This window comes from Mycetocola reblochoni REB411 (assembly GCF_900163835.1).
GTDB classification, from domain to species: Bacteria; Actinomycetota; Actinomycetes; order Actinomycetales; family Microbacteriaceae; genus Mycetocola_B; species Mycetocola_B reblochoni.
On the sequence record NZ_FUKR01000057.1, the window covers coordinates 24,925 to 50,440 of the forward strand.

A 25,516-nucleotide genomic window follows, 5' to 3' on the forward strand; every position below is an offset into this window, starting at 1 on the left:
AGAGACAACTCACCGCGACACATTTCGGAGATACCTCACCAGAACATCGGAGCCAGCGACGCGAGAAAGCCCGCAACGGCGACACTCAGCAAGGTTGCCGCGAGCGCGAGACACACGCGCTCACGATGAGAACGCTTGTATATGTCGAGGAGATGCGGATGCCGGACTCTGAAATACCCGGTGACCGAAGTTGAATGCGGGTCGGCGGGGCCATCTTCAACCGTGAGGGGACGTGAGTAAGTGCGCTCTTCCACAGCCCACTGCGCGACCTTGCGGTGGTCGAGGTCTTCGATAATGGTGACGTTCGTGGGGAGACGGGGCCCTTCGACCGCGTGGATCACGAGAGCCGCGATCAAGAACGGGACGCCTGCGAAGGCGCCTACCCAGGAGAGCAACTCACCGATGATGCCGATGGTGTCGACGACGCTCACAACGTCTTCCCGGGCGACGTGTGCCGGTTCATAGCGTCATGCCGTCGAGTCGGTATCCCATGCCGGGCTCGGTGAGCAGGTGCTGGGGGTTCGCGGGGTCGTCCTCGAGCTTCCTGCGGAGTTGGGACACGTAGAGACGAAGATATCCGGTGTCTTCTGCGTGTTCGGTGCCCCAAATGGTGGTGAGGATGGTCTGGCGGGTGACGAGTTTTCCTGCGTTGCGGATGAGGATCTCGATGAACTGCCACTCGGTCGGGGTTAGCCGAATTTGCTTGTGCCCCTCCGTGGTTTCCCTGGTGACACTGTGCGCGGCGAGGTCGATGGTGACAGGGCCGAGATGCACGACCGGAGCAGCCGTTTCTTGCGGGAGACGGCGGGTGAGGGCGCGAATACGGGCGAGGAGCTCTTCAACGGAGAAAGGTTTGGTGATGTAGTCGTCTGCGCCCGCGTCGAGCGCTTCGACCTTGTCTGCGGCACCGGCTCGGCCGGAGACGACGAGGATGGGTGCCTGCGACCAGCCACGGATCCCGTGAATGACCTCGATGCCGTCGAGCTGCGGCATACCGAGGTCGATGAGGAAGATGTCGGGGTGGTGGTCGATGGCGGCGGTAATCGCTTCCGCTCCGTCCGCGGCGGTGAAGATCTGGTATCCCTTGGCCGTGAGGGTGATGCGGAGCGCGCGGAGGATCTGGGGGTCGTCGTCGGCGATCAAGATTCTCATGGCTGCTCCTGGCTGGTGTGGGTCGTGGGAAGAGAGATGACCATGGTGAGCCCGCCACCCGGGGTGTCCTCGGGTGTGAGGGTGCCGTGCATCGCTTCGACGAAGCCGCGCGAGAGAGCGAGGCCGAGGCCGAGGCCGGTCGTGTTGTCGGTGTCGCCGAGGCGTTGGAACGGCAGGAAGATGTCATCCAGCTTCTCGGGCGGGATTCCAGGCCCTCGGTCGATGATGCGGATCTCAAGGCGGTCACCGAAGGTGCTGGTGCTGACATGGACCGGAACACCTGCGGGACTGTAGCGGTGCGCGTTGGTGAGGAGGTTCACGAGGACGCGTTGCAGGAGCACCGGGTCCGCGTGGGCGAGCGCGTCCCCGTGGGAGAGGGCGAGGGTGACATCGGTCGGCCCCAGATGAAGCTCATCGAGTGCGGGGGCGATCGTCTCAGCGGGGTCGGTGGGGATATCGGCGATCGTGAGCACTCCGGCCTGCAGCCGGCTGACATCGAGCAGGTCGGTGACGAGTGCGGCGAGAGCGGCAAGGCTCTCATCGGCGGTGTCGAGGAGTTCCTGCTTGTCTGAGCGTGCGAGGGTGGGGCCGGCAGCTTTGAGACCGCCGACCGCTGCCGCTGCCGCTGCGAGGGGGCGACGCAGGTCATGGCTGAGGGCTGTGAGGAGCGCCCCACGCACCCGGTCTGAAGCTGCGATGGGCTCGATCTGTTTCGCGGTCTGTTCGAGATCCTGGTGGTCGAGAGCCGCGGCGAGCTGTGCCGTGACAACGGCAAGCAGCCGCTGCTCGGAGGCCGCAAGATCCGGACCGCACAGTTCCAAGGTCGTGTCTTCGGTGATGCGGATACTCGTGTGCTGGTTATCAGGCAATGGCTCGCCAGATGTGGCGAGTACGTCCTCAGCCTTGACGAGCCGGACGCCGGGTAGCTGGAATGCCTCTCTGGTGCGATCGATCAATGCTTGGAGGGCGTTGTCGCCGCGTAGCACGCTGCCCGCGATGGTTTGAATGAGTTCGGATTCCGCGGCGGAACGACGGGCGGCACGGGTGGTGCGGGCGGCCCGGTCCACGATGAAGCTCACCAGGCTCGCGATCACGACGTACAGGACGAGTGAGAGGAGATGATGCGGTTGGTGGATATGGATCGTGTAGAGCGGCTCGATGAATAGGAAATCGAGCGTGATGCCCGATAGCACGGCGGCGAACAGAGCCGGCCAGATACCGCCGACGAGTGCGACGACCACGACGAGGAGCTGATAGCTGAGGACATCGGTGGTGATCGAGTCTTCGCTGCGGAATAGCGACAGCAGTGTGGTGAGTGCCGGACCCCCGAGAAAGGCGACGACGAAGCCGAGGATGCGGCGTTTGCGGGTGAGGGCGCCGGTGAGCGGAGGAAGTGTGAACCGGCTGCCTGCGGCGGCGTGGTTGACCATGTGTACGTCGATGTCGCCGGACTCGCGGACGACCGTGGCACCGATGCCGGGCCCGGTGAACGCTGCGGTGACGCGCCCGCGGCGGCTCGCGCCGAGGACGAGCTGGGTGGCGTTGACGGAGCGCGCGAACTCCACGAGCGCGGTGGGGACGTCATCCCCGATGACCTGATGGTAGGTGCCGTTGAGTTTTTCGACGAGTGCGCGCTGTTCGGCAAGGGTGGCGGGGTTTCCGGTGCGAAGTCCATCCTGGCTGGTGATGTGCACCGCGATCAGTTCGCCGCCTGCGGAGCGTGCGGCGATACGGGCACCGCGACGCAGGAGCGTTTCCCCCTCCGGGCCACCGGTGAGGGCGACGACGACGCGTTCGCGAGCCTCCCAGGTGCGGTCGATCCCGTGATCTTTGCGGTACCCCTTGAGTGCCTGGTCGACTTCATCGGCAAGCCAGATAAGTGCGAGTTCTCGCAGCGCGGTGAGGTTGCCGAGCCGGAAGTAGTTCGACAGTGCCGCGTCGATGCGTTCCGCAGGGTACACGAAGCCGCCACTGAGACGGTCGCGAAGCGCTTGCGGGGCGAGGTCGACAACCTCGATCTGTTCCGCACCGCGCAGGAAACTGTCTGGGACGGTTTCTCGCTGCGGAACCCCGGTGATCTGTTCGACCACATCGTTGAGGGACTCGATGTGTTGGATGTTCAGCGTGGACACCACGTCGATCCCCGCTGCCAGCAACTCCTCGACATCCTGCCAACGCTTCTCGTTCTTCGAGCCCGGAGCGTTGGTGTGGGCGAGTTCATCGACGAGCGCGATCTGAGGAGCACGACCCAGCACCGCGGCAAGATCCATCTCTTCTAGTGTGACGCCGCGATGTTCGACGAGCGTGCGCGGCACGGCAGGGATGCCTGCGGTCATCGCGGCTGTCGCGGCGCGACCGTGGGTCTCCACGATCCCGATGACGACATCTTTTTCTTCGCCGATGAGGCGCCTGCCCTCTTCCAGCATGGTGAAGGTTTTCCCGACGCCGGGGGCAGCGCCGAGCAGCACCCGAAGCTGCCCCCGTTTCGGCATGATCAGCCCTCCAACTCGTTCAACGCGATGTTCAGTTCAAGCACGTTCACTCTCGATTCTCCCAAATAGCCAAGATCTGGCCCCTGGGTATGCGCCTCAACGAGGTCACGGACCTCCGCTGCGGGGATCCCGCGCGCTTCGGCGACCCGATCGATCTGGATCGCCGCGTACGCGGCACTGATGTGCGGGTCGAGTCCCGAGGAGGATGCGGTGACCGCGTCAGCGGGCACCTCGCTTTCAGTGACGCCGTTGAACTCCGCCACCTGGGTCTTGCGGTCGGTGATCGCCGCGATCAGATCTTCGTTCTCCGGCCCGTAGTTCGATCCTGACGACGCTCCACCGTCGTTCCCGTCGCCAGCGGCGGAAGGCCGCGGCTGGAAGTACTCCGGCAGCGGGTTCCCCTCCTCGTCGCTGAACGACTGACCGATGAGGGCAGACCCGACCGGGTCGCCATCCTGGGTGGTGACGATCGAGCCATTGGCCTGCGCGGGCAGGACGAGTTGCCCGATGCCCGTGATGACGAGGGTGTATCCGATGCCGAGCGCTGCGGTGAGCAGTACCATGGCGCGGATCGCGACCCAGACGGTGCGCCCGACTCCGCGAGCTTGCGTGTTCATGATGGTGTTTCCTTCTCAGAGGGTCAGAAGCCGGGGATGAGGCGGACGATCAGGTCGATCAGCCAGATCGCGATGAAGGGGGTGATCACGCCGCCGAGCCCGTAGACGGCGAGGTTGCGTCCGAGGATGCTGGAGGCGTTGCCCGGACGGTACTTCACGCCGCGCAGGGCGAGCGGGATGAGGAACACGATCACGATCGCGTTGAAGATGATCGCCGACAGCACTGCCGAGGCTGGCGAGTGCAACCCCATGATGTTCAGTGCGGCAAGTTGAGGGAACACGCCCATGAACATGGCGGGGATGATCGCGAAGTACTTCGCGATGTCGTTCGCGATCGAGAACGTCGTCAACGCGCCTCGGGTGATCAGCAGTTGCTTGCCGATCCGCACGACGTCGATGAGCTTGGACGGGTCACTGTCGAGGTCGACCATGTTCCCGGCTTCTTTCGCTGCCGAGGTGCCGGAGTTCATCGCGACACCGACGTCGGCCTGCGCGAGCGCGGGCGCGTCGTTGGTGCCGTCGCCGGTCATCGCGACGAGGTTGCCGCCCTCCTGCTCCTTGCGGATGTAGGCGAGCTTGTCCTCGGGGGTGGCTTCGGCGAGGAAGTCGTCCACGCCGGCTTCCTTCGCGATCGCTGCCGCGGTGAGGGGGTTGTCGCCGGTGATCATGACCGTGCGGATGCCCATGGCACGCATCTCGGCGAACTTCGCCGGCAGCCCGTCCTTGACGACATCCTTCAGGTGCACAACACCGAGGAGGCGACCTGCGCCTGCGGGATCCTTGGTGGCGACCACGAGCGGGGTGCCGCCGGACTGGGAGATGCGTTCGACGTATTCGTCGAGCTCGGCCACCAACGTTGAGGCCGACCTTTCCCCTCCGTCCTCGATCCAGGCGAGGACCGCTGAGCCGGCACCCTTCCGAATCTGGGTCCCGTCGGGCAGGTCGAGCCCCGACATGCGGGTCTGCGCGGTGAATGGCACGATCTCACCGACCGTGTTCCGATCGAACTCCCCATGCTGTGCTTCGGCGAGTTCAACGATGGACACCCCTTCGGGAGTGGGGTCAGCGAGCGAGGAGAGCGCGGCAGCACGGATCAGATCCTGTTCGCGCACCCCGCCGAGGCGCACGAACTCGCTCGCGCGCCGATTGCCGTAGGTGATGGTGCCGGTCTTGTCGAGCAGGAGCGTGGTGACATCCCCCGCAGCTTCGACCGCACGCCCGGACATCGCCAGGACGTTGCGTTGCACGAGCCGGTCCATGCCCGCGATGCCGATCGCGCTGAGCAGCGCGCCGATCGTCGTCGGGATGAGGCACACCAGCAGCGCCACGAGCACGGTCACGCTGACCGGTGCGGCCGCGTAGGACGCAATCGGGTTCAGGGTGAGGGCGACGACGACGAAGATAATCGAGAGCGACGCGAGCAGGATGTTCAGCGCGATCTCATTCGGGGTCTTCTGCCGTGCGGCACCCTCAACGAGGGAGATCATCCGGTCCACGAACGTCTCACCCGGCTTGGAGGTGATGCGCACCACGATCCGATCCGACAGTACCCGGGTGCCGCCCGTGACCGCGGAACGGTCGCCCCCGCTCTCGCGCACGACCGGGGCGGACTCGCCCGTGATGGCGGACTCGTCGACAGAGGCGATGCCCCACACGATGTCTCCGTCGCCGGGAATTAGCTCGCCCGCGGTCACGACCACGACATCACCGAGAGTGAGGTCCGAGGACGAGACCTGCGTTGTCGCGGCCTGCTCCGCAGCGGCGTCCGTGTTCGGTTCGTAGGCGGTGACGCGGTTCGCCATGGTGCTGGTTCGGGTCTTGCGGAGGGTCTCGGCCTGCGCTTTCCCGCGGCCTTCTGCGACGGATTCGGCGAGGTTCGCGAACAGCACCGTCAGCCACAGCCAGATCGCGATCGCCCACGTGAACGACCACGGCACGACGGTGCCTCCAGAATCGGCGGGGCCGCCGATGAACGGTTCTACGACAGCGAGCATCGTAGTGAGTGCGGCGCCGACCCAGACGAGGAACATGACGGGATTGCGCCACTGTTCTTTGGGACTCAGTTTCCGGAACGCACCGGGCAGTGCCGCCCGGACTTGCTCCCAGGTGAACCCGCTCTTTCGGCCAGGGGTGCCCGCTGTGGTGGTGCGGGGCTCAGTGAGTGTGGACATGGGTTACATCAGCCCTTCAGCTAGGGGACCTAGCGCGAGAACGGGGAAGAAGGTCAGTGCCGTCACCAGGACGGTGACCGCAGTGAGGAGTCCGATAAACATCGGACGGTGGGTGGGGAGGGTGCCCGAAGTAGTGGGAACCTTGTCCTGCGCGGCGAGCGAGCCGGCCAGGGCGAGAACGAACACGATCGGCACGAACCGGCCCAGCAGCATCGCCACCCCTAGCGCGGTGTTCAGCCATGGCGTGTTCGCCGTCAGACCCGCGAACGCGGAACCGTTGTTATTCGCAGCCGACGTGAACGCGTACAGCACCTCGGACATGCCGTGGATGCCGGGGTTCCAGATCGAGGTGCTCTCCACCTTTTCCCGGACGCCGGGGAGCGCGAAGCTCAACGCCGTGCCGGCGAGTACGAGGGTGGGCATGACGAGGATGTAGAGGGCTGCGAGCTTGATCTCGCGCGGGCCGATCTTCTTGCCCAGGTATTCCGGTGTGCGGCCGATGAGCAGGCCTGAGATGAACACGGCGATCACTGCGAGAATGAGGATCGCGTACAAGCCTGAACCGACTCCGCCGGGGGTGACCTCGCCGAGCATCATGTTCAGCATGGGCATCATCCCGCCCATCGCGGTGTACGAGTCGTGCATCGAGTTCACCGCACCAGTGGAGGTGCCGGTGCTCGTGGTCGCGAACAGCGTCGAGCCGATGATCCCGAACCGCTGCTCCTTGCCCTCCATCGCGCCGCCGGCGAGACCCGGGGCGGTGCCCATTCCTGCGCTTTCCAGTGCAGTGAGGATGCTGAACGAGGCGATATAGAGCACCGCCATGACCGAGACGATCGCAACCCCCTGACGGTTGTCACCGACCATGCGGCCAAAGGTGCGGGGCAGGGAGAACGGGATGGCGAGCATCAGCAGGATCTCGAACATGCTGGTCCACGGTGTCGGGTTCTCGAACGGGTGAGAGGAGTTCGCGTTGAAGAATCCACCACCGTTGGTGCCCAAGAGCTTGATGACTTCCTGAGACGCCGTCGGCCCACCAGGGACCGTCTGTGTGCCACCGGTGAGAGTGGTCACGGTGGTGAAGCCGTTGAAGTTCTGGATCACCCCGCCGATCATGAGCACGATCGCGCCGAGAACCGCGATGGGCAGCAGGATACGCAGCGTGCCACGGATCAGATCCACCCAGAAGTTCCCGATCGTGCCCGACCGGCGATACGCGAACCCACGCACCAGAGCGATCGCGACCGCGATACCCACCGCGGCGGAGACGAAGTTCTGCACCGCAAGGCCCGCGAACTGCACCGTGTATCCGAGCGTGAGCTCCGGAGAATACGACTGCCAGTTCGTGTTCGTGACGAACGACACCGCAGTGTTGAACGAGAGCGATTCCGAGGGCGCCGGGAGCCCCAACGAGTACGGAAGCCACTGCTGAAAGCGCTGCAGGGTGTAGACGATCAGCACACCGACCGCGGAGAACGCGAGCACGCCGCGCAGATACGCCTGCCAGGTCTGCTCGGCCTTCGCGTCGACACCGATGACCTTGTAGATCCCGCGTTCGATCTTCCAATCCTTGCGAGACGTGTACACCCACGCCATGTAGTCGCCGAAGGGACGGTACAGAACGGCCAGGACGATCGCGACGGTCGCGAGCGCGAGAAGCGCATACATCAGAGTCATCAGAAGCGCTCCGGTTTCACGAGAGCGAACACGAGATACACGATCGCCGCAACTCCAAGACCGGCGGCGAGAAGTTCAAAGATGATCACAGCTTCTCCACCGCCTTCCCCAGCAGCCCGACGACCACGAACACGACGATCACGCCGAGCACGTAGACGAGGTCAAGCACAACAAGCTCCATTCGACTGGCAGCGGCAGCAGAACCGCTTACCGCACGACCCGAGATTCGGTCGCAACTCCCGATCAAACACCCGACAAGACCGGCGAAATAGGCGTCCTAACGGAACCCATACGCAAATCCGAAAGACCCTGACATCTCGCTCACACCGCGCCCTACCGATGTGTTTCCGCGGCTCCGGGAACAGCCGCAGCAGGCCTTCTCGACGTCGTCAGCGTTCGACGTCGAACCCGCATGAGTTCCGTGAGTAGCTCTTCAGCGAGACGGCTGTACGGCATAGAAGTGAAGGCATGACTCTCACCGAGATCCTGCCCACGCTCAGACACAGCATCCCCGACCCACTCAACTCTCGGCATCGGCCCGAACACACCATGCCCACCACCACGGATGTCATTGTGGGCGGGGTGTCCCTCACCAGGCTCGTCGAATTAAGCAGCACTCCGGCGCTCCTCACCGGCGACCTGCCCAGCCCCCAGACGTATCTGGCAGGCGCGCGAGATTCAGACTCAGACGTCACCGTGCTGATCTTCCGAATCACGCTCCGCATCGACACCGAAACCGGGAAACGCGTCGCTCTCACCGATTGCAGATTCGACCGCGTCAGACCCTGCTGGGAGGAATGCCGGCTCATCGGCCGCACCTCAACCGCGCGAAACTCCGACATCGCTCTCATCCCCGGCGAATCCGGTGCCGCACCATGGCCATACCCCAGCGTGAAACTCCCCGGTGACATTCACCAGGGTGACCTCCTCACCGTGCCCTGTGCCGGCGCTGTCGCCCTCCGCGACGTTCGCCCACAACCAAACGCGACCTTCGCTCGGACGAGGCCTGTACTCGAGGTGATCCGGTGAGCATCCTGCACACATTGATCTCATCCAGAGCGATGGCACTCAGCGCGCTCTATCAAGACACCCCTCTGTGGCCCGAGGGCACCACCTTCACTGATCCCGATATCTGGTGCGGCCCCCAATCGCTGACAGCCCTTGCCGCAGAACGAGGAACCCCCTGCGTGCTGATCGCACCCAGCGGCACCCGGGTGGAAGGAGACGAGCATCGCACTATCGTCATCGCAACGATCCGTGAATGCGTCCCACGTGCAGGCAGGGGGCTCCCTACAGAACTTCAGATCGACTGTGACCTCCAAGCGCTGGAAGCCCGTGTGCTTGACTCCCTCCTCCTTAAGAACCCGAACGCGCATCACCGGAGGACGTGCCTCCTGCGATCCGCTGGCGCACAAGCGACACTCAGGGCGCGACTTCCTCCGTCCGTACGGCCCGGAGACCTTCTCGCGCTTACCTGCACTGGCACAATCGCCCTCGCGCAAATACGACTCCACTGAGCGGGCAATGCCCGTCCCGGATCAGAGGAAGGCGAGAAGCTGACGCGCAGCGGATACCTCAGTGAGTGGAGGCGTCCGCCCGGCCTCGCATCTCCCGCAACACGCGCCCATCGCAGAATCAGAAGCATCTCGTTCATGGTCTCATGCGCCACAGCATGGGAGTCGTCGATCGCAGCTGGAGAGTTACGTATATCGGGCGGCGTGAAACTTTGCGTGCATCCCATATCCGTGCTGGATATCCGGCCGGCGAGCGAGATGCTCAGTGTGTCGCGCAGCATTCATCTGCGCAGTGCGCGGATTCCCGTTCTCCCGTCAGCGCAGCAACCGGCGTCGCACAGCATGCTTCGCCTCGCCAAGCCTCAATGCCCTCGCGGACGGCGAATCCGGCAATCACGAGCGCGGCGATGGAGTCCGCCCACGCCCATCCGAACAAGCTGTTGAGTACGAGGCCCACGAGGAGCGCCGCGGACAGGTAGGTGCAGATCAAGGTCTGCTTGGAATCCGCGACAGCGGAGGCGGAACCGAGTTCGCGTCCAGTGCGCCGCTCGAACCAGGAAAGGAACGGCATCACCAGGAGACTCAAAGCCGCGATCACGATACCGATGGTGGAATGCTCCGGCTCCCGCATACCGAACAGGGACAGCAGCGCGTCAACGGTGACGTAGGCGGCGAGCCCGAAGAACGACACCGCGATCACCCGGAGCGCCGTCTTCTCCCGATGCTCAGGGTTCGGGGCCGCGAACTGCCATGCCACGGCCGCTGCGGAGAGCACTTCCACGATCGAGTCGAGGCCGAAGCCGATCAGCGCCGCCGACGACGCGATCCCGCCCGCGATCAGCGCGACCACCGCTTCGATCACGTTCCAGGTAATCGTGATCGCGACCACAATCCTGATCCGCCGCCGCAACACGCTCGTGCGTTCGGCGGTCAAAACCGGCGCGGTCACTTTTCAGTCCCTGGAGCGCAGCAGCCCGGAATGGTGCAGGCGGGGTCGAGGCAGGGCGCGTTCTCATCGACCGCGAGCGTCACATCCACCAGCGCCATCAACGCGGCGGCGAGGTGCGGGTCCGCGATCTCGTAGCGGGTCTGTCGGCCCTCGGGTTCCGCGACGACGATCCCGCACCCGCGCAGGCACGCCAGGTGGTTCGACACGTTTGTGCGCGACAAGCCAAGGTCGCGGGCGAGCTTGGCTGGGTATCCCGGCGCGGTCAGGAGTGAGAGCAGGATGCGGGAGCGGGTCGGGTCGGCCATCGCCCGGCCCAGCCGGTTCATCACGTCCACCCGAGGAGCAATAGTCAGCATACAGTGACTATACATCAGATAATGACCTATTCGGGATGAAAGACTGAGAGCCATGCGTGCCGGGGTTGAATGGATGGAGCGGTTCCAGGTGCCGCTCTACCTGGCTGCGCTCGTCGTCGGCGTGCTCGCCGGGCTCCTGCTCCCGTCGGTCGCGCATCCGGCCGAGGTCGCGATCAATCCCGTGCTTGGTCTGCTGCTGTACGCCACCTTCCTCGGAGTGCCGTTTCGACAGATCGGGCAGGCGTTCCGAGACTGGCGGTTCCTCACCACGGTGCTCGTGATGAACTTCGTCCTCGTGCCCGTCGTGGTGTGGGGGCTCTCGCGGATCGTCGCACACGACCAGGTGATCCTTATCGGGGTGCTGTTCGTACTGCTGACGCCGTGCGTGGACTATGTGATCGTGTTCACCGGGATCGCGGGCGGAGCAAAAGGCCGACTCCTTGCTGCGGCTCCGCTACTGATGCTCGCCCAGATGTCGCCGCTCCCGTTCTACCTCTGGCTCTTCGTCGGAGCCGACTTCGTCGCTACGGTCGACCTCGCCCCGTTCCTCGAAGCGTTCTTACTACTCATCGCCCTGCCGCTCGCCGCAGCCGTCCTCACCCAGATCGCGGCCGCACGCACCCGCTGGGGCAGAGCGCTCGAAGCCTTGGCTCTCGGGACGATGGTGCCGCTGATGATGCTCACCCTCATCGTCGTGGTCTCATCCCAGATCGGCGGCGTGAGCGCGAGACTCGACGCACTGCTCCTAGCGATCCCCGTTTACATCTTCTTCGCCGCCATCATGGTGCCCATCGGCATCCTCGCTGGCAAGGCAGCAAGACTCGACGTGCCTGGAACTCGCGCGGTCGTGTTCAGCGGTGCGACGCGCAACTCGCTTGTCGTCCTCCCACTTGTGCTTGCTCTCCCCGCCGCCTATCACCTTGCCCCACTGGTCGTGGTGACCCAAACCTTGGTCGAACTCATCGTGATGGTGATCTTCGTCCGACTCATCCCACGCTTGCTTCCGCTCCCACGCCACACGCGCGGAAGTGCCGCCAGGATGGGATGAGAGGGGAAAATCCCCGAACTTCTAGACGTTTGTCTCTAGACCCGCATCTTCCAGACTGATCTTCATGCCGCTTAGGTGCGTCTCCCCAGCCTCCAAGCTGGCCTCGACCACGTTCAGGAATCCTGATGGATAATCATGATTCCTGAGGGTTCTGCGGTATTCTTGATGTATGGTCACGATTCGTGAAGCTGCGGGGCGATGAAGCTCGCCGTGGTGCGAAGTATCGGGACTGCCAGGGGCTGGCGGTCCGAGGAAGATGCTGCGGACTTCGAGCAGGAGATCATCGACCAGTACGCCCTCGCGATGGCCGCAGCGGGACTCAGCGACGGCTACATCGCGCAGTCCAGAACGGTCGTCTTCGAGTTCCGCCGCCATCTCGATGCTCCGCTCTGGCAGGCGAAGCCCTCCGACGCGGACGCTTTCCTGGCCGGGCTGCGCCGGGCAGGGCTTGCCGTCACGACCCGAGCGGGCAAAGCCGGAGCAATTGCGCTGTTCTACGACTTCGCCATCGCCCGCTACCAGGGCGACATCAACGCGCTGACCGAGTGGGTGATCGAGCAGCCCGTCGACGAGTACAACCGGCAGTCCGGCGCCTCGCTGGGCAAGGTGAGAGTGCCGCCATCGGATGCGGAGATCGATCGACTCTTCGGCGGGTGGGCCGCCTCTCTCCAAGACGAGCGGCGCTATCTGCCCGCCGCGAGGAACTACTTCGCCGCGTCGCTGTGGCGACGCATCGGGGTGCGCATCACCGAGAGCACGAAGCTCGACCTCCGAGATTGGCGACCTGATCTTGGGGCGCTGGGCAAAGTGCATGTCCGGTTCGGGAAAGGCTCTCGCGGACGCGGGTCGAAGCAACGGCTGGTGCCCGCGATCAACGGCGCGGACAAGCTCATCGACTGGTGGCTCGGCGATGTGCGACACCGCTTCGGCCCTGATTGGGACAACCCGGACGCCCCGATGATCCCGTCCGAACGGTTCGACCACGAGCTCGGCCGTTCCTGGCGTGCCAGCGACGACGTGCTCCGACGAGGTCTGCGGCAAGCGACCGAACGGTTCCTGCCGGCCTGGGCCGATGGTCGGATGACGCCGCATGTGCTCCGGCACTATTGCGCGTCGTCGCTGTATCTGGCGGGCATGGATTTGAAGGCCCTGCAGGAACTGCTGGGCCACCAGTGGCTGTCGACCACGACGCAGTACATCCACGTCTCCGGCGAGCACGTCGAGGATTCGTGGATGCAGGCGAACCAGCGGCTGGAACACCGATTCGAAAGGATGCAGTGACGCAATGAAATGGAATCTGCGAGTCCAGGCCGCCGAGCGCGGCATCTGGAAGTCGGCGGAGCTGCGGCGGATGCTCTCCGACGCCGGGCTGGAGATCAGCGTCGGCAAGATGTCCGGGCTGTGGACGGGGACCCCGACCACGATCCGCCTGGACGACCTCGACGTCATCTGCCATGTCCTCGACTGCTCACCGACCGATCTCCTCGTGCCTGAGCCCGAGAAAGTCCAAGCACGCAAACCCGGCGCCCGGCGGTCGGAAGAAGCCAACGGGAGCACGAATCTCATCGCGCCCCGGTTCGGTCCGAAGCACGACCGGCCCGCCCCGCCGTTATGAGCCCCGCACGCGGCCCGAACGGGCCTCTGGGTCCGCCGCTGCCCTGCACGGGCTGCGGGGTCAAGCCGGCCGCGTGGCTCACACCCCGCATCGACTTCTGCTACGACTGCATCCCCGGTGGCCCGTTCACCCCGCCGCCCTGCAGCAAGTGCGGTTCGAGCGAGTATTACACCCAGGGGCTCTGCGCCAACTGTCACCCGGGCAGCCCCGGCTACGTCGGCTCCTGCCGCGACTGCCTTGCCTGGGGCGTCTACCGTGGGCGCAACTGGCGCTGCTGGAAGTGCCGTTGGTGGTTTACGCACTACCCGCAGGGCGAATGCGTCTCCTGTCACCGGCAGGTCACCCTTGGCGAGCAAGGCTACTGCCGGTTGTGCCTGGAAACCGCCCGCTACCACCAGACGCCCGGACAGCCGCTCGACCTCGACGCGGCCCGCACCTACGGCCAGCAGCTCTTCCTCGCCTCAATGAACGACTCTCGTAGGCCCGCGGAACTCCACCTGCCGATGGCGATGAGAGTCAGCGAAGCGATCCGCGTCATCAACACGCCACCGCCAGTGGCGGCCAGCTACCAGCCGGTGCTGTTCCACATTGACCCTGACCCCGAGCTGCTCCGGCAGTGCTCCAACGAGATCCGGCTGCGCGACATCACCTCCCGCACTGATCACTTCCTCTACGCCCGAGCCGGCGAGTACGCATGGAGCAAGCGACAGACCAACCAGGTCCGGCGCACCCTGAAAGTCCTGCAGCTCGTGTTCCCCGGCGCGAATCTGCGCTTCCGCGCCTCCGACATCCTCGCGATGCGCTCCTACGACGACGATGGCAACATCCGCTCCACCATCGAAGTCCTCGAAGACGCAGGTCTCCTCATCGACGATAGGGTGCCGTCCTTCACCAAGCTCTTCGCACGCAAGACCCAGGCCCTTCCCGAGCCGATGCGATCGCAGCTTGAGCTCTGGCGCGACATCATGGTCGACGGCTCCAAGACCCCGCCGCGCCGCCAGCCCCGCGACACGATGACGGTCAAGGGTCAGATGTATGGCATCCTCCCCGCGATCACCCGCTGGGTCGAAGACGGGCGCACCAGCCTCGTCGGCATCAGCACCGAGGACATCCTCGCCATGCTCCCCGACGATCCCTCGCGCCGTCACACCATGATGCTCGGCTTCCGCACCCTGTTCACGATCCTGCGCGGCCGCAAACTGGTCTTCCTCGACCCGACGAAAGCGATCCCGCTGCGCGGCCCCAAGCGCAACATGCCGCTGCCGATGGAACCCACCGCGATCCGCGACGCCCTCACCAACCCCGACCCCGCGATCGCGCTGGCCGTCTCACTCATCGCCTTCCACGCCCTGACCACACAGCAGGTCCAGCACGTCCAGCTCACCGACATCATCGACGGGCGACTGCGGATGCCCGATGGCCGGTCCATCCCGCTCGCGAAGCCGGTCCGCGTCCGCCTCACTGCCTGGCTCGACCACCGAGCCAAACGCTGGCCGGAAACGAAGAATCCCTACCTGCTCGTCACCATCCAGACCGCGCCCCGTCTCTCACCGCCCAGCCGGAACTTCCCCTGGAGGAAAGCCGGTGTCACTGCCCAGGCGCTGCGCACCGACCGGATTCTCTACGAGGTCGAACAGACCGGCGGCGACGTCAGACGCGTCTGCGACCTCTTCGGCATCGGCATCGAGACCGCGCTGCGCTACTCGGCCACGATCCTCGAACCACCCACCCCAGGCGAACGCGCCCCGACACACACGGGAGAGATCGACAACGAGTCAGCATCCACTGTATAGTCAGTGCATGCTGACTATTACTTTGCGTCTCGACGTCATGAACCGGCTCGGCCGGGCGATGGCGGACCCGACGCGCTCCCGGATCCTGATGACCCTGCTGGACGGCCCGAGCTACCCGGCGGTGCTCTCACGCGGGCTGGAACTGACCCGCTCGAACGTCTCGAACCATCTGACGTGTCTGCGCGACTGCGGCATCGTGGTCGCCGAGCCCGAGGGCCGGCAGACGCGCTACGAGATCGCGGACCCGCACCTGACCGCGGCGCTGACAGCGCTCATCGACGTGACGTTGGCCGTCGATGAGAGCGCCCCGTGCCTGGACTCGGCCTGCACCGTGCCGGGATGCTTCGGGGCGGGCGCGTGAGCGCCGCGTGCGGCTGCGACGAGCCGACCACCACCCCGGAAACCGAGGAAGTAGAGCGCCCGTGGTGGCGAGACCGCGGGATCATGGTGCCCGTCTTCTCCGGCGTCGCGTTCGGCACCGGACTGGTCCTGGAGTGGGCCGGGGCAGAGATCGCGGCTGTGGTGGCGTTCTGGATCGGCCTGCTGCTGGGCGCATCGACGTTCACGCCCGGCGCGATCCGGAACCTCGTCACGAAGCGCAAGCTCGGCATCGGCCTGCTGATGACGATCAGCGCCGTCGGCGCGGTGATCCTCGGCTACGTCGAGGAGGCCGCCGCGCTGGCGTTCCTCTACTCGATCGCCGAGGCACTGGAGGACAAGGCGATGGACCGTGCCCGCGGCGGACTGCGGGCGCTACTCAAACTCGTCCCGGAGACCGCGACCGTCCGCAGCAACGGCGCCTCGGTCGAGATCCCGGCGAAAGACCTCACCGTCGGGCAACTCATGCTCGTCCGCCCCGGTGAACGGATCGCGACCGACGGGATCGTCCGGTCCGGGCGCTCCAGCCTGGACACCTCGGCGATCACCGGAGAGTCGATCCCGGTCGAAGTCGAGCCCGGCGACACGGTGTCGGCCGGGGCGATCAACGCCGCCGGAGCCTTGGAGATCGAGACGACCGCGGCAGGCACCGACAACTCTCTCACCACGATCGTCGAGCTCGTCGAGCAGGCGCAGGCAGAGAAAGGCGACCGCGCCCGTCTCGCGGACCGGATCGCCCGCCCGCTGGTGCCCGGCGTGCTCGTGCTCGCCGCCCTCGTCGCACTCATCGGCTCGCTGCTCGGCGATCCGGAACTGTGGATCACCCGCGCCCTCGTCGTGCTCGTCGCCGCGTCGCCATGCGCGCTGGCGATCTCCGTGCCGCTCACGGTCGTCGCCGCGATCGGCTCGGCCAGCCGGTTCGGCGTGATCATCAAATCCGGCGCCGTCTTCGAACGCTTCGGCACCATCCACCACATCGCCGTGGACAAGACCGGCACGCTCACCCGCAACGAACCGACAGTCACGGCCGTGCTCACAGCGGACGGCGTGACGGAAGCACAGGCACTTCACTGGGCGGCGGCCCTGGAACAGCACAGCACCCACCCGCTGGCCGCAGCGATCACCGCCGCAGCACCAGAAGCACCCGCGGCCGAGGACGTAACCGAGCAGGCCGGGCACGGCATCGAAGGCCATCTCAACGGCACGAAGATCACCGTCGGCAGCCCTCGCTGGCTCGACCCCGGGACGCTCCGCGACCAGGTCTCGGACCTGGAGGAGCAAGGCATGACGGTCGTTGTCGTGTACCGCGACGGCGTGCCGGTCGCCGCGATCGGGGTTCGCGACGAGCTGCGCCCCGAGGTCCCCGAGGTCGTGCGCACCCTCACAGCTCAGGGCGTCGGGGTGACCATGCTCACCGGCGACAACACCCGCACCGCCCACGCGCTGGCCGCGCAGGCCGGGATCGAGGACGTGCGCGCCGAGCTGCGCCCCGAGGACAAATCCGCCGCGATCTCCGAACTCGGCAGGACCGGCTCGGTCGCGATGATCGGCGACGGCATCAACGACGCCCCGGCCCTGGCCGCCGCGGACATCGGGATCGCCATGGGAGCGACCGGCTCGGACGTCGCGATCGAATCCGCCGACGTCGCCTTCACCGGCCACGACTTGCGGTTGCTCCCACGCGCGTTCGCCCACGCCCGCCGCGGCAGGCGCATCATCAACCAGAACATCATCCTCTCGCTGCTGATCATCACCGCACTGCTCCCGCTCGCCCTCTTCGGCATCCTCGGACTCGCCGCCGTGGTCCTCGTGCACGAGATCGCCGAGGTCCTGGTGATCCTCAACGGGCTCCGCACCGCACGCGGGAAACGCTAGACACAGAGCCGACCACCGCGCTCCACCACCACATCCGAGCACCGGCAGAACAGGGTGAGGTCGCATCTTCCGTGAAGATGCGACCTCACCACCCCGCACAGAGCCCCTCGACCCGCATCTTCCGGCGAATCAGGCTTCAGGATTCTTGAACTTGCGGGGAATGCCCTTCATCCGTGCCGTCGTGTCGAACGCGGCGAGTTCTGCTGGGTGGAGCTGGTGTTGCACGACGAAGGAGCGTTCCTTGATCCGCCAGAGTCCTTGTCCGGTGCCGAGGCCGGGGAGGAGCTTTTGTTCGGTGCCGGTGAGGCCGAGGGCTGCGGCGGTGGCTCCGAGTTGGTCGGGTTCTTGCCGGTAGATGATCCGCGTCTCCGCATTCGCCAACAGTGAGTTGGCGAGGGCTCGCATGGCGGAGCCTTGGTCGCCGACGTTGTCGAGGTCGGTGAGCTTGTGGAAGATCAGCATGTTCGCGATCCCGTAATGCCTCGCCAACCGCCACTGCGCATCCATCCGACGGAGCAACGCCGGGTAGGCCATGAGTCGCCAGGCTTCGTCGTAGATTACCCACCGGTGCCCACCATTCGGGTCCATCAGCGCCGACTCCATCCACGCCGACGAGCACGTCATCAGCACCGAGATCAGCGTGCTGTTCTCCGCCACCCGCGACAGGTCCAGGCTGACCATCGGTAGCGACGGGTCGAACCGCACCGTCGACGGCCCATCAAACAGCCCTGCGAGGTCGCCAGCGACGAGGCGACGGAGAGCGTGTCCGACGAGACGCCCGTCTTCTGCGAGCCGTCCGTCGGTGTCGGTTGTGGGGTCGGGTGTGAGGATGCGGTCGACGACCATCGGCAGGATCGGTACCTCGCTGGATCGGACAGCGTCTTGGAGGGCGAGGTCGATCGCGGTGTGCTCTAGCGGGGAGAGCACCCGATCCAGCACTGTCTCCGCCAACGCACCAATCAACTCACGGCGGCGTGAAGCAACCTGCGCCGCCCATTCCGCATCTGAGAGGCCGCCAGGGCGGTGTCCTTCATCGAGCGGGTTGAGACGATTCCGCAGCCCATGCCCGAGAACGATCGCCCGCCCTCCGACGGCTTCCGCAACCGCAGTGTGCTCGCCCTTCGGGTCACCGGGCACGTAAACGCGGCGACCGAATGGGATCGAGCGGGTGTAGAGGGATTTAGCGAGGGAGGATTTGCCGGAGCCGACGATGCCTGCGATGACGATGTTTGGGGCGGTGATGACACCGCGAGCGTAGAGCGTCCAGGGGTCGTAGACGAAGGAGCCACCGGAGTAGAGGTCTTGCCCGATGAACACCCCGTCAGCGCCGAGACCACCTTCCGCGAGAAACGGGTACGCGCCCGCGAGGGTCGCGGAGGTGTCCTGGTGGCGGGGTAGGCGAAACCTGCCCGGAGTCCGCAAAGCCGCCGGTCCGGGTTCGCCTGCTGCGGGAAGGTAGCTGGTGTTGCGGCGTTCGGCACGCTCCGCCGCCACCCGCGCACGCTCGACCGCTCGCTCGCGCTGGCGAGCGTCGGTTTCAATCTTCGTCGCGGCGTGTTTGCGTGCTTTCCGGTGCTTGCGGCGTTCCCCGGCGGGTTCCACCAGCGCCGCGGTGTGGAGCTTCTGCCGGTCACTCATAGTGCTCGCCCCCGCGACGGTGACGACGACCGGGCAGGCACGAACGGGTCCTCCTCATTCTCGATCACTCGGGACTGCCTGCGTACTGGCGCTCGCTTGACTATCGGAGCCTCAGCAGCGCTCTTCCGTGGTTCGGGGTGGGCCCGCAGCAGGGAAACGTGTCCGTGGTCGTGGTTGTACGTCAACGTGTACTCGCCGCTGCTGGTGGTGCGGTCGAGGGGGCCGGCAGGGATGGTGTCGTAGACGTATCCGTTGACGAGCGCAGCCTGCGTGGTCTCTTCACCCATGTCGAACCCGGCCAGATGCTCGATCGCCGCATCCGTGCCGTCGCGGTCGATGATCGCCAGCACCTCGTCAGCGTCCTGCCCTTGCAGGAACACGATCCCCACCCACCGAGCGGGCACCGAATCTGAGGGTGCGGGGTGCCAAGCGATCCGTCCCGATGCATTCAGGGCAGCATCAACCTGCTCGTGAAGTCCATCCAGCAGTGTCGCTGCCTGTCGGAGCGCTGCGGCTGCGGTGAGAGCGTGGCTTGCGCCGGCGCCTTGGTTTCCGGCGTCATCGTATGCACGCGCCTGGTTCTGGGTGTGGGCGGTAGCGAGTTGGTCGAACACCTGGCGGAGGGATCGCAGCCCGGCGATGAGATCACCGAGCACCGCGTACGTGTCGGCCGGGTCCTCGAACACGCGAGTAGCGTGCGCGAGTACCCGGAGGGCTTCGGAGGGTTCCGCCGCATCCGTGGTCGGGTTCTGAAAGGTCGGCATCGGTGTGCTCCTTAGACGGTGCGGCACAGCGGGAGCGCTGCGACAGTGAAGGCTTGGGCTTGCTGCCCGACAAGACGCCGGGTCTCACAGGAGGCTTGGATCGCGGCCTGTTCGATTGCCGCGACCGCGGTGTCGAGCTCTTCCGGCGTCGGTGCGCTGACGCTGATGAGGCCGGTGTAGCGGAGGACGCCGTGCCCGGCGGTGAGGTCGGCTTCTTGTTGGAGGACATCGCCGTATTCGGCGGTTTGGGAGGCGTCCTCGATCTGCCCCATCTTGGAGCGTTGCGCCGCATCCGAAATCAACTCAGTCTTCTTCTTCCGAATGTCCCTCGCGGCCTGATCCGAACGGATCGGCGTACACACCAGCGAAAACGAGCGTTGAATCCCTGACGACAGCAGCACCGGGGCGAGGAACCCCGGATACACCTGAGACCTCGGCCACTCGCTGACCCACAGCACCGCATGGTGCGCGGAGTCCGACCGCAACCGATCCCACGATTCCGCCACCGCGACTGGCCCCGCAGTCGCAAGACTCCTACCGATGTCGCCGTGACGTTCAAGAAGCGCCGCGGCGGCAGGATCGTACGCGGAGCGGAGGATCACGGCGACCTCACCTGGCGTGACCCAAGCACCGACGGTGAGTTCCGCGGCACGCAGCGCGGTCACGAGCGTCGTCATCTCCTGCCGCAGCACCGACGCAGCCCCCTTGATCCCGCCACCGTTCGTCCGCACCTGACGGGCTGCCGCGCGGAGATCGAGGGCGAGACTGATCGTCGTCGCGTGTCGTTCTCCGGCGGGGCCTGCACGGTCGATGAGTTCTCGGTAGACGTTCGAGGCCCATGACCCGTCGTCGGTGCCGTGGCTGCGCCACCACTCCACGAGGCCGGAGCCTCCGTCGGGGAGGGTGCGTTCGCACACCTGGAGGCGGGCGATCCTGCCTGAGCGGCAGGTGGTGGCGAGTACCCGCCCCCAGGTGGCGACGCGGCGTTGTTGTTCGCCGGGGTCGAGGAGCACGAACGCGGGATGCGAGACCGCGATGATCGCCGTGAGTGTCTGCGCGTGGGGGTCGTGAATCATCGCCGCCCCCGTCTCCGGGTCTTCCCACTCACGGAGCGCTGCCGCATCGCCTGGGAGGGCGAGGGTGCCTGCAGGGCGGGGTTTCACGATCCTGCGCCGGAACACGGTCTGACGTGCCTGTGTGCGGGCGACCCATCGGAAGGTGACGGGCACCCACTCGATGAGCTTCCTGCCTCCGACCGGTGTCCATGCGAGTGCTGCGCTGAGGAGCCAGATGGGTGCGGTCCAGGCGAGGAGGATGCCGCCGCCGGCGTAGAGGGCACCGACGATGGAGAGCACTCCGATGGCGAGGACGATGAGTTGTGGGAGGGAGAGGCCGAGGAGGATGCCGCGGCGGGTGAGGCGGGAGAACTGCACCGCCCGCAACCCAAACTCCACCGTGCTCTGCTGATTCGACATCAGCTACTCCTTCCCAGGCGTCGGCTTCGGAGCCGGTGGCGTCTGCTTGGCCGGAGGCACCGGAGGCACCGGAGGTGCTGCGGGTGGAGCGGTGGGTGTGTGGTTCGGTGCTGGCGGCGGCGGCGGTGACGGTTGCGCCGTCTCTCCGGCACCGGCAGCGTGACCTTCCGCCGCCCCACCGACAGCGCCACCGAGCTTCGGGCCCGCTGTCGCGGCGGCTTTCGCGACTTGCGCGCCGATCACGACCGCAGCCGCAGGCCCCGCCGCCGCGGCACCCGCACCGGCCCCGGCGCCGGCCGCGCCAGCACCACCGCCTGCGGTTCCCGCACCAGCACCACTGGTCGCGACAGCCCCGCCGCCCGCCGCAGCCCCGCCGCTACCGGTGGACGCGGTTGATGCTGCGGGCGGCGTGCCGCCGCTGGAAGGTGCCGCGCCGCCGCCTTTGTCACCGGCTCCGTCGAGCACCTTCTTCGCACCGTTGGTCTTCGGTGCGGACGGCACGGGGACGGGGCGGTTGAGGGCGGACTTGGCTTCTTGTTCCGCGCTCATCGAGTGGTACATATCGAAGCCGATGAACGTGACGAACTTGTACGTCATGTACGGGGCGAACGCGGCGATGAACATCAACACGACCCCGGCGATCGGGTCGCTGATCGACGCCAGATCAAGCTCAATCGGAGCAGAGACCTGGGTGATCGCCACGAGGAAGATCACCACCAACACGAGCTTCGACAAGATCAAAGCGATCACGAACGTCGCCCACTTCCCGAACCAGCCCTTGGTCGCATCCCACGAGAACCCCGCGAGAGCGATGGGTGCGAACACGATCGCGACCAGCAGCAGCGCTTTGCGGATCAGGAGCGAGAACCACACGATCGCAGCCGCGCTGATGGCGAGGCCGGCGAGAAAGATCGTGACGATCGCCCCGACACCGGGCGCGGCGATGTTGATCCCCGCGAACCCCGCAGCGAGCAGGGTAATGCGGTCGCCGATGGATTCCATCGTGTTCCCCGTGGCCTGCACGATCCCGACCGCGAGCTGATCCGTGATCTCCAAGAGCAGGCCGGTAAGACCGATGGCGACGAAGGAACCGAGGATGCTTTTCGCGGCCCCGAGTGCGGCACGGGCGAGAGCGGTCGGGTCGCGGTGGATAAGTCCGGTGATCAGTTGCAGGCAGAAGAAGATCAGCACCACGAACACCGCCACCCCGAACAGGATGTTGTACACCCCGACATATCCGGGGTCTGACACGTCGACGAGGGTGGTGGTGTCGAATACTGCCCAGACCGCCTCGAACAGCCAGGCTGCAGCGCCGCCCATTGCTTGGGCGAGCCAGTCGAACGGGGCCGCGATCAACGTCGCGGCGCCCTGCCCGACGGTGTCGCACACGGCCGAGATCACTGGCACATCACACACACTCACAGCAGAGCTCCCTTCTCCGTGATTGGGGTTAGACGGCTTGGCCGACGCCCCAGAAGAAGTTGATGAGCGTCACCGCTGCACCGCAGATGATCGCCGCCCCGCAGGACACGAGCACGCCGACCTTCCCGCGCGACGCGAGGTGCGGGTTGCTGCTGTTCGCGCCGAAGCCCCACACGATCGCTGAGATGATCAGGGCGAGGACGGAGAGGATCAGGCCGACGGTCATGACCGCGCCGACGATGATGCGCAACTGCTCGATACCGGGAAGCCCGGTACCGTTCGGATCGATATCAATCACAGGGATGCTCCTTCTGCTCACAAGCGCCGGGGAATGGCGGACTTGTCAGCCAGGTGCACCCGCGCGCCCATGGCACATCTGGGAGCTCATCTAAAATGAGGAGATGACCGGAAGCACCGAGACGATGCCGCCTTTGGTGATGTACGTCGTCCACGCGAAGGGCGCGAACCGGATCAGCTATCTGAGCGTCGAGAAGATCAGCGAAGCGTTCGACAAAGATTCCACTCCGACCGTCGGTTCCCTCTGCGCCATCGTCCGCGAAGGAGATGAAGAACTCGGCACCGGGAACTATCTGATCGGTTTGGCAGTCACGCGCGGCGTCGCCGGCATCGCGAGCGGAACGCTACGCGCGACCTTGTCGCCGGTCCTTCGTCTGCTCGCACCTCTCGAGCTTGGAGAGCTGAGAGAACAGGCGGTCTCGATGTCGCCAATACCGCAGCACTTCTACGCACATCGACTCGACAGTCCTACAGCCAGAGCCCTCCTCGACTATCTCAGACAGACTGACCCGACGGTCGGGCCGTGGCTGGACTCAGTGTTCAGATCGCCGCGCACGTTCGATGATGAAGTGCAGCAGTCGAGGATCGAAGCACGTGATGCGGTCCTGCTGGCTTCGCAGATTGCGGATGTTCCGTTGCCCGCGGATGCTTTCAGCGAGCCGCCCAGTGCCTCGGAAAACGAGACACTTCTCGATACCGTGCTGAACGCTGGCTACGAGCGAGATATGGAAGAGGAACTACTGCCGCTCGATCTTCAACGTTTCGATGGCAAGCTCATCGCCGATCAGCGGGCGGCTAGCCTCGCCGTGTTCGAGGACCACAACGGCCAACGGAAGCTCCTCGTCATGTCCGTAAACAAGAAACCCATAGAGGAAGAGCTCGGCATCGACCTCCTCTATTGGGACCAGGTTCACGACGCTTTCACCTTCGTTCAATACAAGAGACTGGAACGAGCTGACAGCGGCGACGAGAACGGCAGCTACGAATGGGTCTATCGACGTAAGAACGAGATCGAGAAACAACTCAACCTCATGCCCAAAGGTCGCGAAGTCCCGAAGAAAGCCGCCGATTGGCGAGCTTTTGATACCCCATTCTGGTTCAAGTTCGTGCGCGGAGACGCCGGTCGAAAACTCGACGGGAAGACACTCAAAGGCATGTACGTCTCGGCCGACTGGATGCGGCTCGCCATGACAGATTCGACGTTCAAAGTCGGGCCGCGAGGTGGCTTCCGAGTCACCTACAAGAACACCAAGTACCTTCTGCGGGGTGTCTTTGCCCAGCTCATCTCACGCGGATTCATCGGAACAGCAAGTACCCGCTCTCAGGCGTTCAGGAAAGCGATGCAGAACCTAGGCGCCGACCGTGAACTCATCATCGCGATCAAGACGGAGTGGCAGGAAGACACTGAACGCGAGCCAGCACCGGTATCTTCCGATGCGCCCTCGCCCGCCCTGCCGTTCTAGGAAGACTGCAATCTCGCGACCTCCCGCGGCCAGTACGTCTACAAGCGTTCACCGACTCCGAGAAGGAAGTTGACCCAGGCGACGCCCGCTCCGGCGAGGGCGGCGGTGCCGAGCGCAACCCAGGCGCCGAGCCGCGCTTTGGTGGCGGTGTGCGGGTTGCCGGTCGAGGATGAGATCGCCCAGACGATCGCGGAGACGATCAGCATGAGCACGGCGATGATGAGCACGAACATCAGCAGCGCACCGATCACCGCACGGAGGTCGCTTGCGGCGCCGACGCCGCCGAAGTCGGGGAACACGTCCATCAGCGCCCACCCCCGCCCAGGGTGCAGGACGCGCGGGAAGCGTTGCCGCCGGCGATGCCTTCGGCGCCCTGGTCGGTGAGCCACTGGTCGGAGTCGATCGCGGGCTGACCTTGACCGCCGGGCCGGATTTCGAGATGGAGGTGGGGTCCGGTGGATTTCCCGGAGGAGCCGACATCACCGATGTGCTGTCCGGCAGTGACGGTCATGCCTTCAGTGACGTGGATACCGTACTCCCACATATGCGCGTAGTACGACGCGACCCGTTCTCCGCTGACGGTGTGCTCCAGGATGATGAGCCCGCCCCAGTTGCCGGTGTATCCGGCGTGGGTGACGATCCCGTCGGCGACAGCGTAGATCGGGGTACCGTCTGCGGCGGCGAAGTCGCTGCCGGAGTGGAACGCGGTCTCGAAGGTGATCGGGTCGGTGCGCCACCCGAACGGGCTGGTCCGCACCCACGAGCCCTCCGGCAGGGGGAACACGACCCTGGTGGTCTCCGGCACCACCACCTCCCCGCC

Annotated in this window: 24 protein-coding genes; 8 read left to right on the forward strand and 16 right to left on the reverse strand. The window is 65.5% G+C overall.

The features are described 5' to 3' along the window. Nucleotides 1-35: 35 nt before the first annotated feature. Genes FM119_RS10350 through FM119_RS10380 form a run of 7 tightly spaced genes read right to left on the reverse strand, consistent with a single transcriptional unit; the run spans nt 36 to nt 8,198 of the window. Nucleotides 36-431 (reverse strand): hypothetical protein, encoded by a 396-nt coding sequence (locus FM119_RS10350; RefSeq protein WP_087137827.1) that lies wholly within the window; start codon nt 429-431, stop codon nt 36-38. Between the two features lie 28 nt (nt 432-459). Beyond that, nucleotides 460-1,152: a response regulator gene (locus FM119_RS10355; protein ID WP_087137830.1), complete on the reverse strand. Its 693-nt coding sequence runs from the start codon at nt 1,150-1,152 to the stop codon at nt 460-462. Further along, nucleotides 1,149-3,644: an ATP-binding protein gene (locus FM119_RS10360; protein WP_087137832.1), complete on the reverse strand. Its 2,496-nt coding sequence runs from the start codon at nt 3,642-3,644 to the stop codon at nt 1,149-1,151. The genes FM119_RS10355 and FM119_RS10360 overlap by 4 nt, the downstream gene beginning before the upstream one ends. A gap of 2 nt (nt 3,645-3,646) precedes the next feature. Further along, nucleotides 3,647-4,261: a potassium-transporting ATPase subunit KdpC gene (gene kdpC / locus FM119_RS10365; RefSeq protein WP_087137835.1), complete on the reverse strand. Its 615-nt coding sequence runs from the start codon at nt 4,259-4,261 to the stop codon at nt 3,647-3,649. Between the two features lie 23 nt (nt 4,262-4,284). Beyond that, entirely contained in the window at nt 4,285-6,432 is a 2,148-nt protein-coding gene (kdpB, locus tag FM119_RS10370) for a potassium-transporting ATPase subunit KdpB (protein ID WP_087137837.1), read from the reverse strand. Between the two features lie 3 nt (nt 6,433-6,435). Then, entirely contained in the window at nt 6,436-8,100 is a 1,665-nt protein-coding gene (gene kdpA, locus FM119_RS10375; protein ID WP_420845588.1) for a potassium-transporting ATPase subunit KdpA, read from the reverse strand. An 8-nt stretch (nt 8,101-8,108) separates the two neighbouring features. Then, entirely contained in the window at nt 8,109-8,198 is a 90-nt protein-coding gene (locus FM119_RS10380; protein WP_087137842.1) for a potassium-transporting ATPase subunit F, read from the reverse strand. Nucleotides 8,199-8,577: 379 nt separating this feature from the next. Between FM119_RS10380 and FM119_RS10385 the strand changes: the two genes are divergently transcribed. Further along, nucleotides 8,578-9,138 (forward strand): hypothetical protein, encoded by a 561-nt coding sequence (locus FM119_RS10385; protein ID WP_087137845.1) that lies wholly within the window; start codon nt 8,578-8,580, stop codon nt 9,136-9,138. A 747-nt stretch (nt 9,139-9,885) separates the two neighbouring features. Here the strand turns inward: FM119_RS10385 and FM119_RS10390 are convergent. Both FM119_RS10390 and cmtR (FM119_RS10395) read right to left on the reverse strand, forming a co-directional pair. Continuing rightward, entirely contained in the window at nt 9,886-10,572 is a 687-nt protein-coding gene (locus tag FM119_RS10390; protein ID WP_087137847.1) for a cation diffusion facilitator family transporter, read from the reverse strand. Beyond that, nucleotides 10,569-10,928 carry a Cd(II)/Pb(II)-sensing metalloregulatory transcriptional regulator CmtR gene (gene cmtR / locus FM119_RS10395; protein ID WP_087137849.1) on the reverse strand — a complete coding sequence of 120 codons (360 nt, stop codon included), beginning with the start codon at nt 10,926-10,928 and terminating at the stop codon, nt 10,569-10,571. Before cmtR (FM119_RS10395) ends, FM119_RS10390 begins: the two co-directional genes overlap by 4 nt. 52 nt (nt 10,929-10,980) lie before the next feature. Between cmtR (FM119_RS10395) and FM119_RS10400 the strand changes: the two genes are divergently transcribed. The 6 genes from FM119_RS10400 (at nt 10,981) to FM119_RS10425 (ending at nt 17,637) form a co-directional block, all read left to right on the forward strand. Then, nucleotides 10,981-11,976, forward strand: coding sequence for an arsenic resistance protein (locus FM119_RS10400; protein ID WP_087137851.1), 996 nt, complete (start codon nt 10,981-10,983; stop codon nt 11,974-11,976). Between the two features lie 198 nt (nt 11,977-12,174). Beyond that, nucleotides 12,175-13,257, forward strand: a complete 1,083-nt coding sequence (locus tag FM119_RS10405) for a tyrosine-type recombinase/integrase (RefSeq protein ID WP_087137853.1) — start codon at nt 12,175-12,177, stop codon at nt 13,255-13,257. A gap of 4 nt (nt 13,258-13,261) precedes the next feature. Continuing rightward, on the forward strand, nt 13,262-13,591 hold the full coding sequence (locus FM119_RS10410) for a helix-turn-helix domain-containing protein (protein WP_087137855.1): 330 nt from the start codon (nt 13,262-13,264) through the stop codon (nt 13,589-13,591). Beyond that, a complete protein-coding gene (locus tag FM119_RS10415) occupies nt 13,588-15,384 on the forward strand; it encodes a hypothetical protein (protein ID WP_143822683.1) in 1,797 nt (598 codons plus the stop codon). The genes FM119_RS10410 and FM119_RS10415 overlap by 4 nt, the downstream gene beginning before the upstream one ends. A 7-nt stretch (nt 15,385-15,391) precedes the next feature. Further along, entirely contained in the window at nt 15,392-15,745 is a 354-nt protein-coding gene (gene cmtR / locus FM119_RS10420; protein WP_087137859.1) for a Cd(II)/Pb(II)-sensing metalloregulatory transcriptional regulator CmtR, read from the forward strand. After that, entirely contained in the window at nt 15,742-17,637 is a 1,896-nt protein-coding gene (locus FM119_RS10425) for a heavy metal translocating P-type ATPase (RefSeq protein ID WP_087137874.1), read from the forward strand. Before cmtR (FM119_RS10420) ends, FM119_RS10425 begins: the two co-directional genes overlap by 4 nt. Before the next feature lie 129 nt (nt 17,638-17,766). On the opposite strand, the gene FM119_RS10430 is transcribed toward FM119_RS10425, so the two are convergent. The 5 genes from FM119_RS10430 to FM119_RS10450 are packed head-to-tail and all read right to left on the reverse strand — an operon-like array spanning nt 17,767 to nt 23,234. Beyond that, complete coding sequence (locus FM119_RS10430; RefSeq protein ID WP_087137861.1) at nt 17,767-19,275, reverse strand: ATP-binding protein; 1,509 nt, start codon at nt 19,273-19,275, stop codon at nt 17,767-17,769. Then, nucleotides 19,272-20,039 carry a hypothetical protein gene (locus FM119_RS10435; protein WP_087137863.1) on the reverse strand — a complete coding sequence of 256 codons (768 nt, stop codon included), beginning with the start codon at nt 20,037-20,039 and terminating at the stop codon, nt 19,272-19,274. Before FM119_RS10435 ends, FM119_RS10430 begins: the two co-directional genes overlap by 4 nt. Nucleotides 20,040-20,050: 11 nt before the next feature. Then, nucleotides 20,051-21,514 carry an SCO6880 family protein gene (locus tag FM119_RS10440; protein WP_087137865.1) on the reverse strand — a complete coding sequence of 488 codons (1,464 nt, stop codon included), beginning with the start codon at nt 21,512-21,514 and terminating at the stop codon, nt 20,051-20,053. 3 nt (nt 21,515-21,517) lie between these two features. After that, nucleotides 21,518-22,936, reverse strand: a complete 1,419-nt coding sequence (locus FM119_RS10445) for a TrbL/VirB6 family protein (RefSeq protein WP_087137867.1) — start codon at nt 22,934-22,936, stop codon at nt 21,518-21,520. 28 nt (nt 22,937-22,964) lie between these two features. Then, on the reverse strand, nt 22,965-23,234 hold the full coding sequence (locus FM119_RS10450) for a DUF6112 family protein (RefSeq protein WP_036278399.1): 270 nt from the start codon (nt 23,232-23,234) through the stop codon (nt 22,965-22,967). A 103-nt stretch (nt 23,235-23,337) separates the two neighbouring features. Here FM119_RS10450 and FM119_RS10455 point away from each other — a divergent pair, with 103 nt between their 5' ends. Next, entirely contained in the window at nt 23,338-24,696 is a 1,359-nt protein-coding gene (locus FM119_RS10455) for a hypothetical protein (protein WP_087137869.1), read from the forward strand. A 38-nt stretch (nt 24,697-24,734) separates the two neighbouring features. Here the strand turns inward: FM119_RS10455 and FM119_RS10460 are convergent, their stop codons facing one another. Together FM119_RS10460 and FM119_RS10465 are read right to left on the reverse strand one after the other, a co-directional pair. Next, nucleotides 24,735-25,001, reverse strand: coding sequence for a DUF6112 family protein (locus FM119_RS10460; protein ID WP_087137871.1), 267 nt, complete (start codon nt 24,999-25,001; stop codon nt 24,735-24,737). Then, nucleotides 25,001-25,516: M23 family metallopeptidase (locus tag FM119_RS10465; protein WP_143822684.1), on the reverse strand; the 516-nt coding region annotated here is incomplete at its 5' end. The genes FM119_RS10465 and FM119_RS10460, both read right to left, overlap by 1 nt.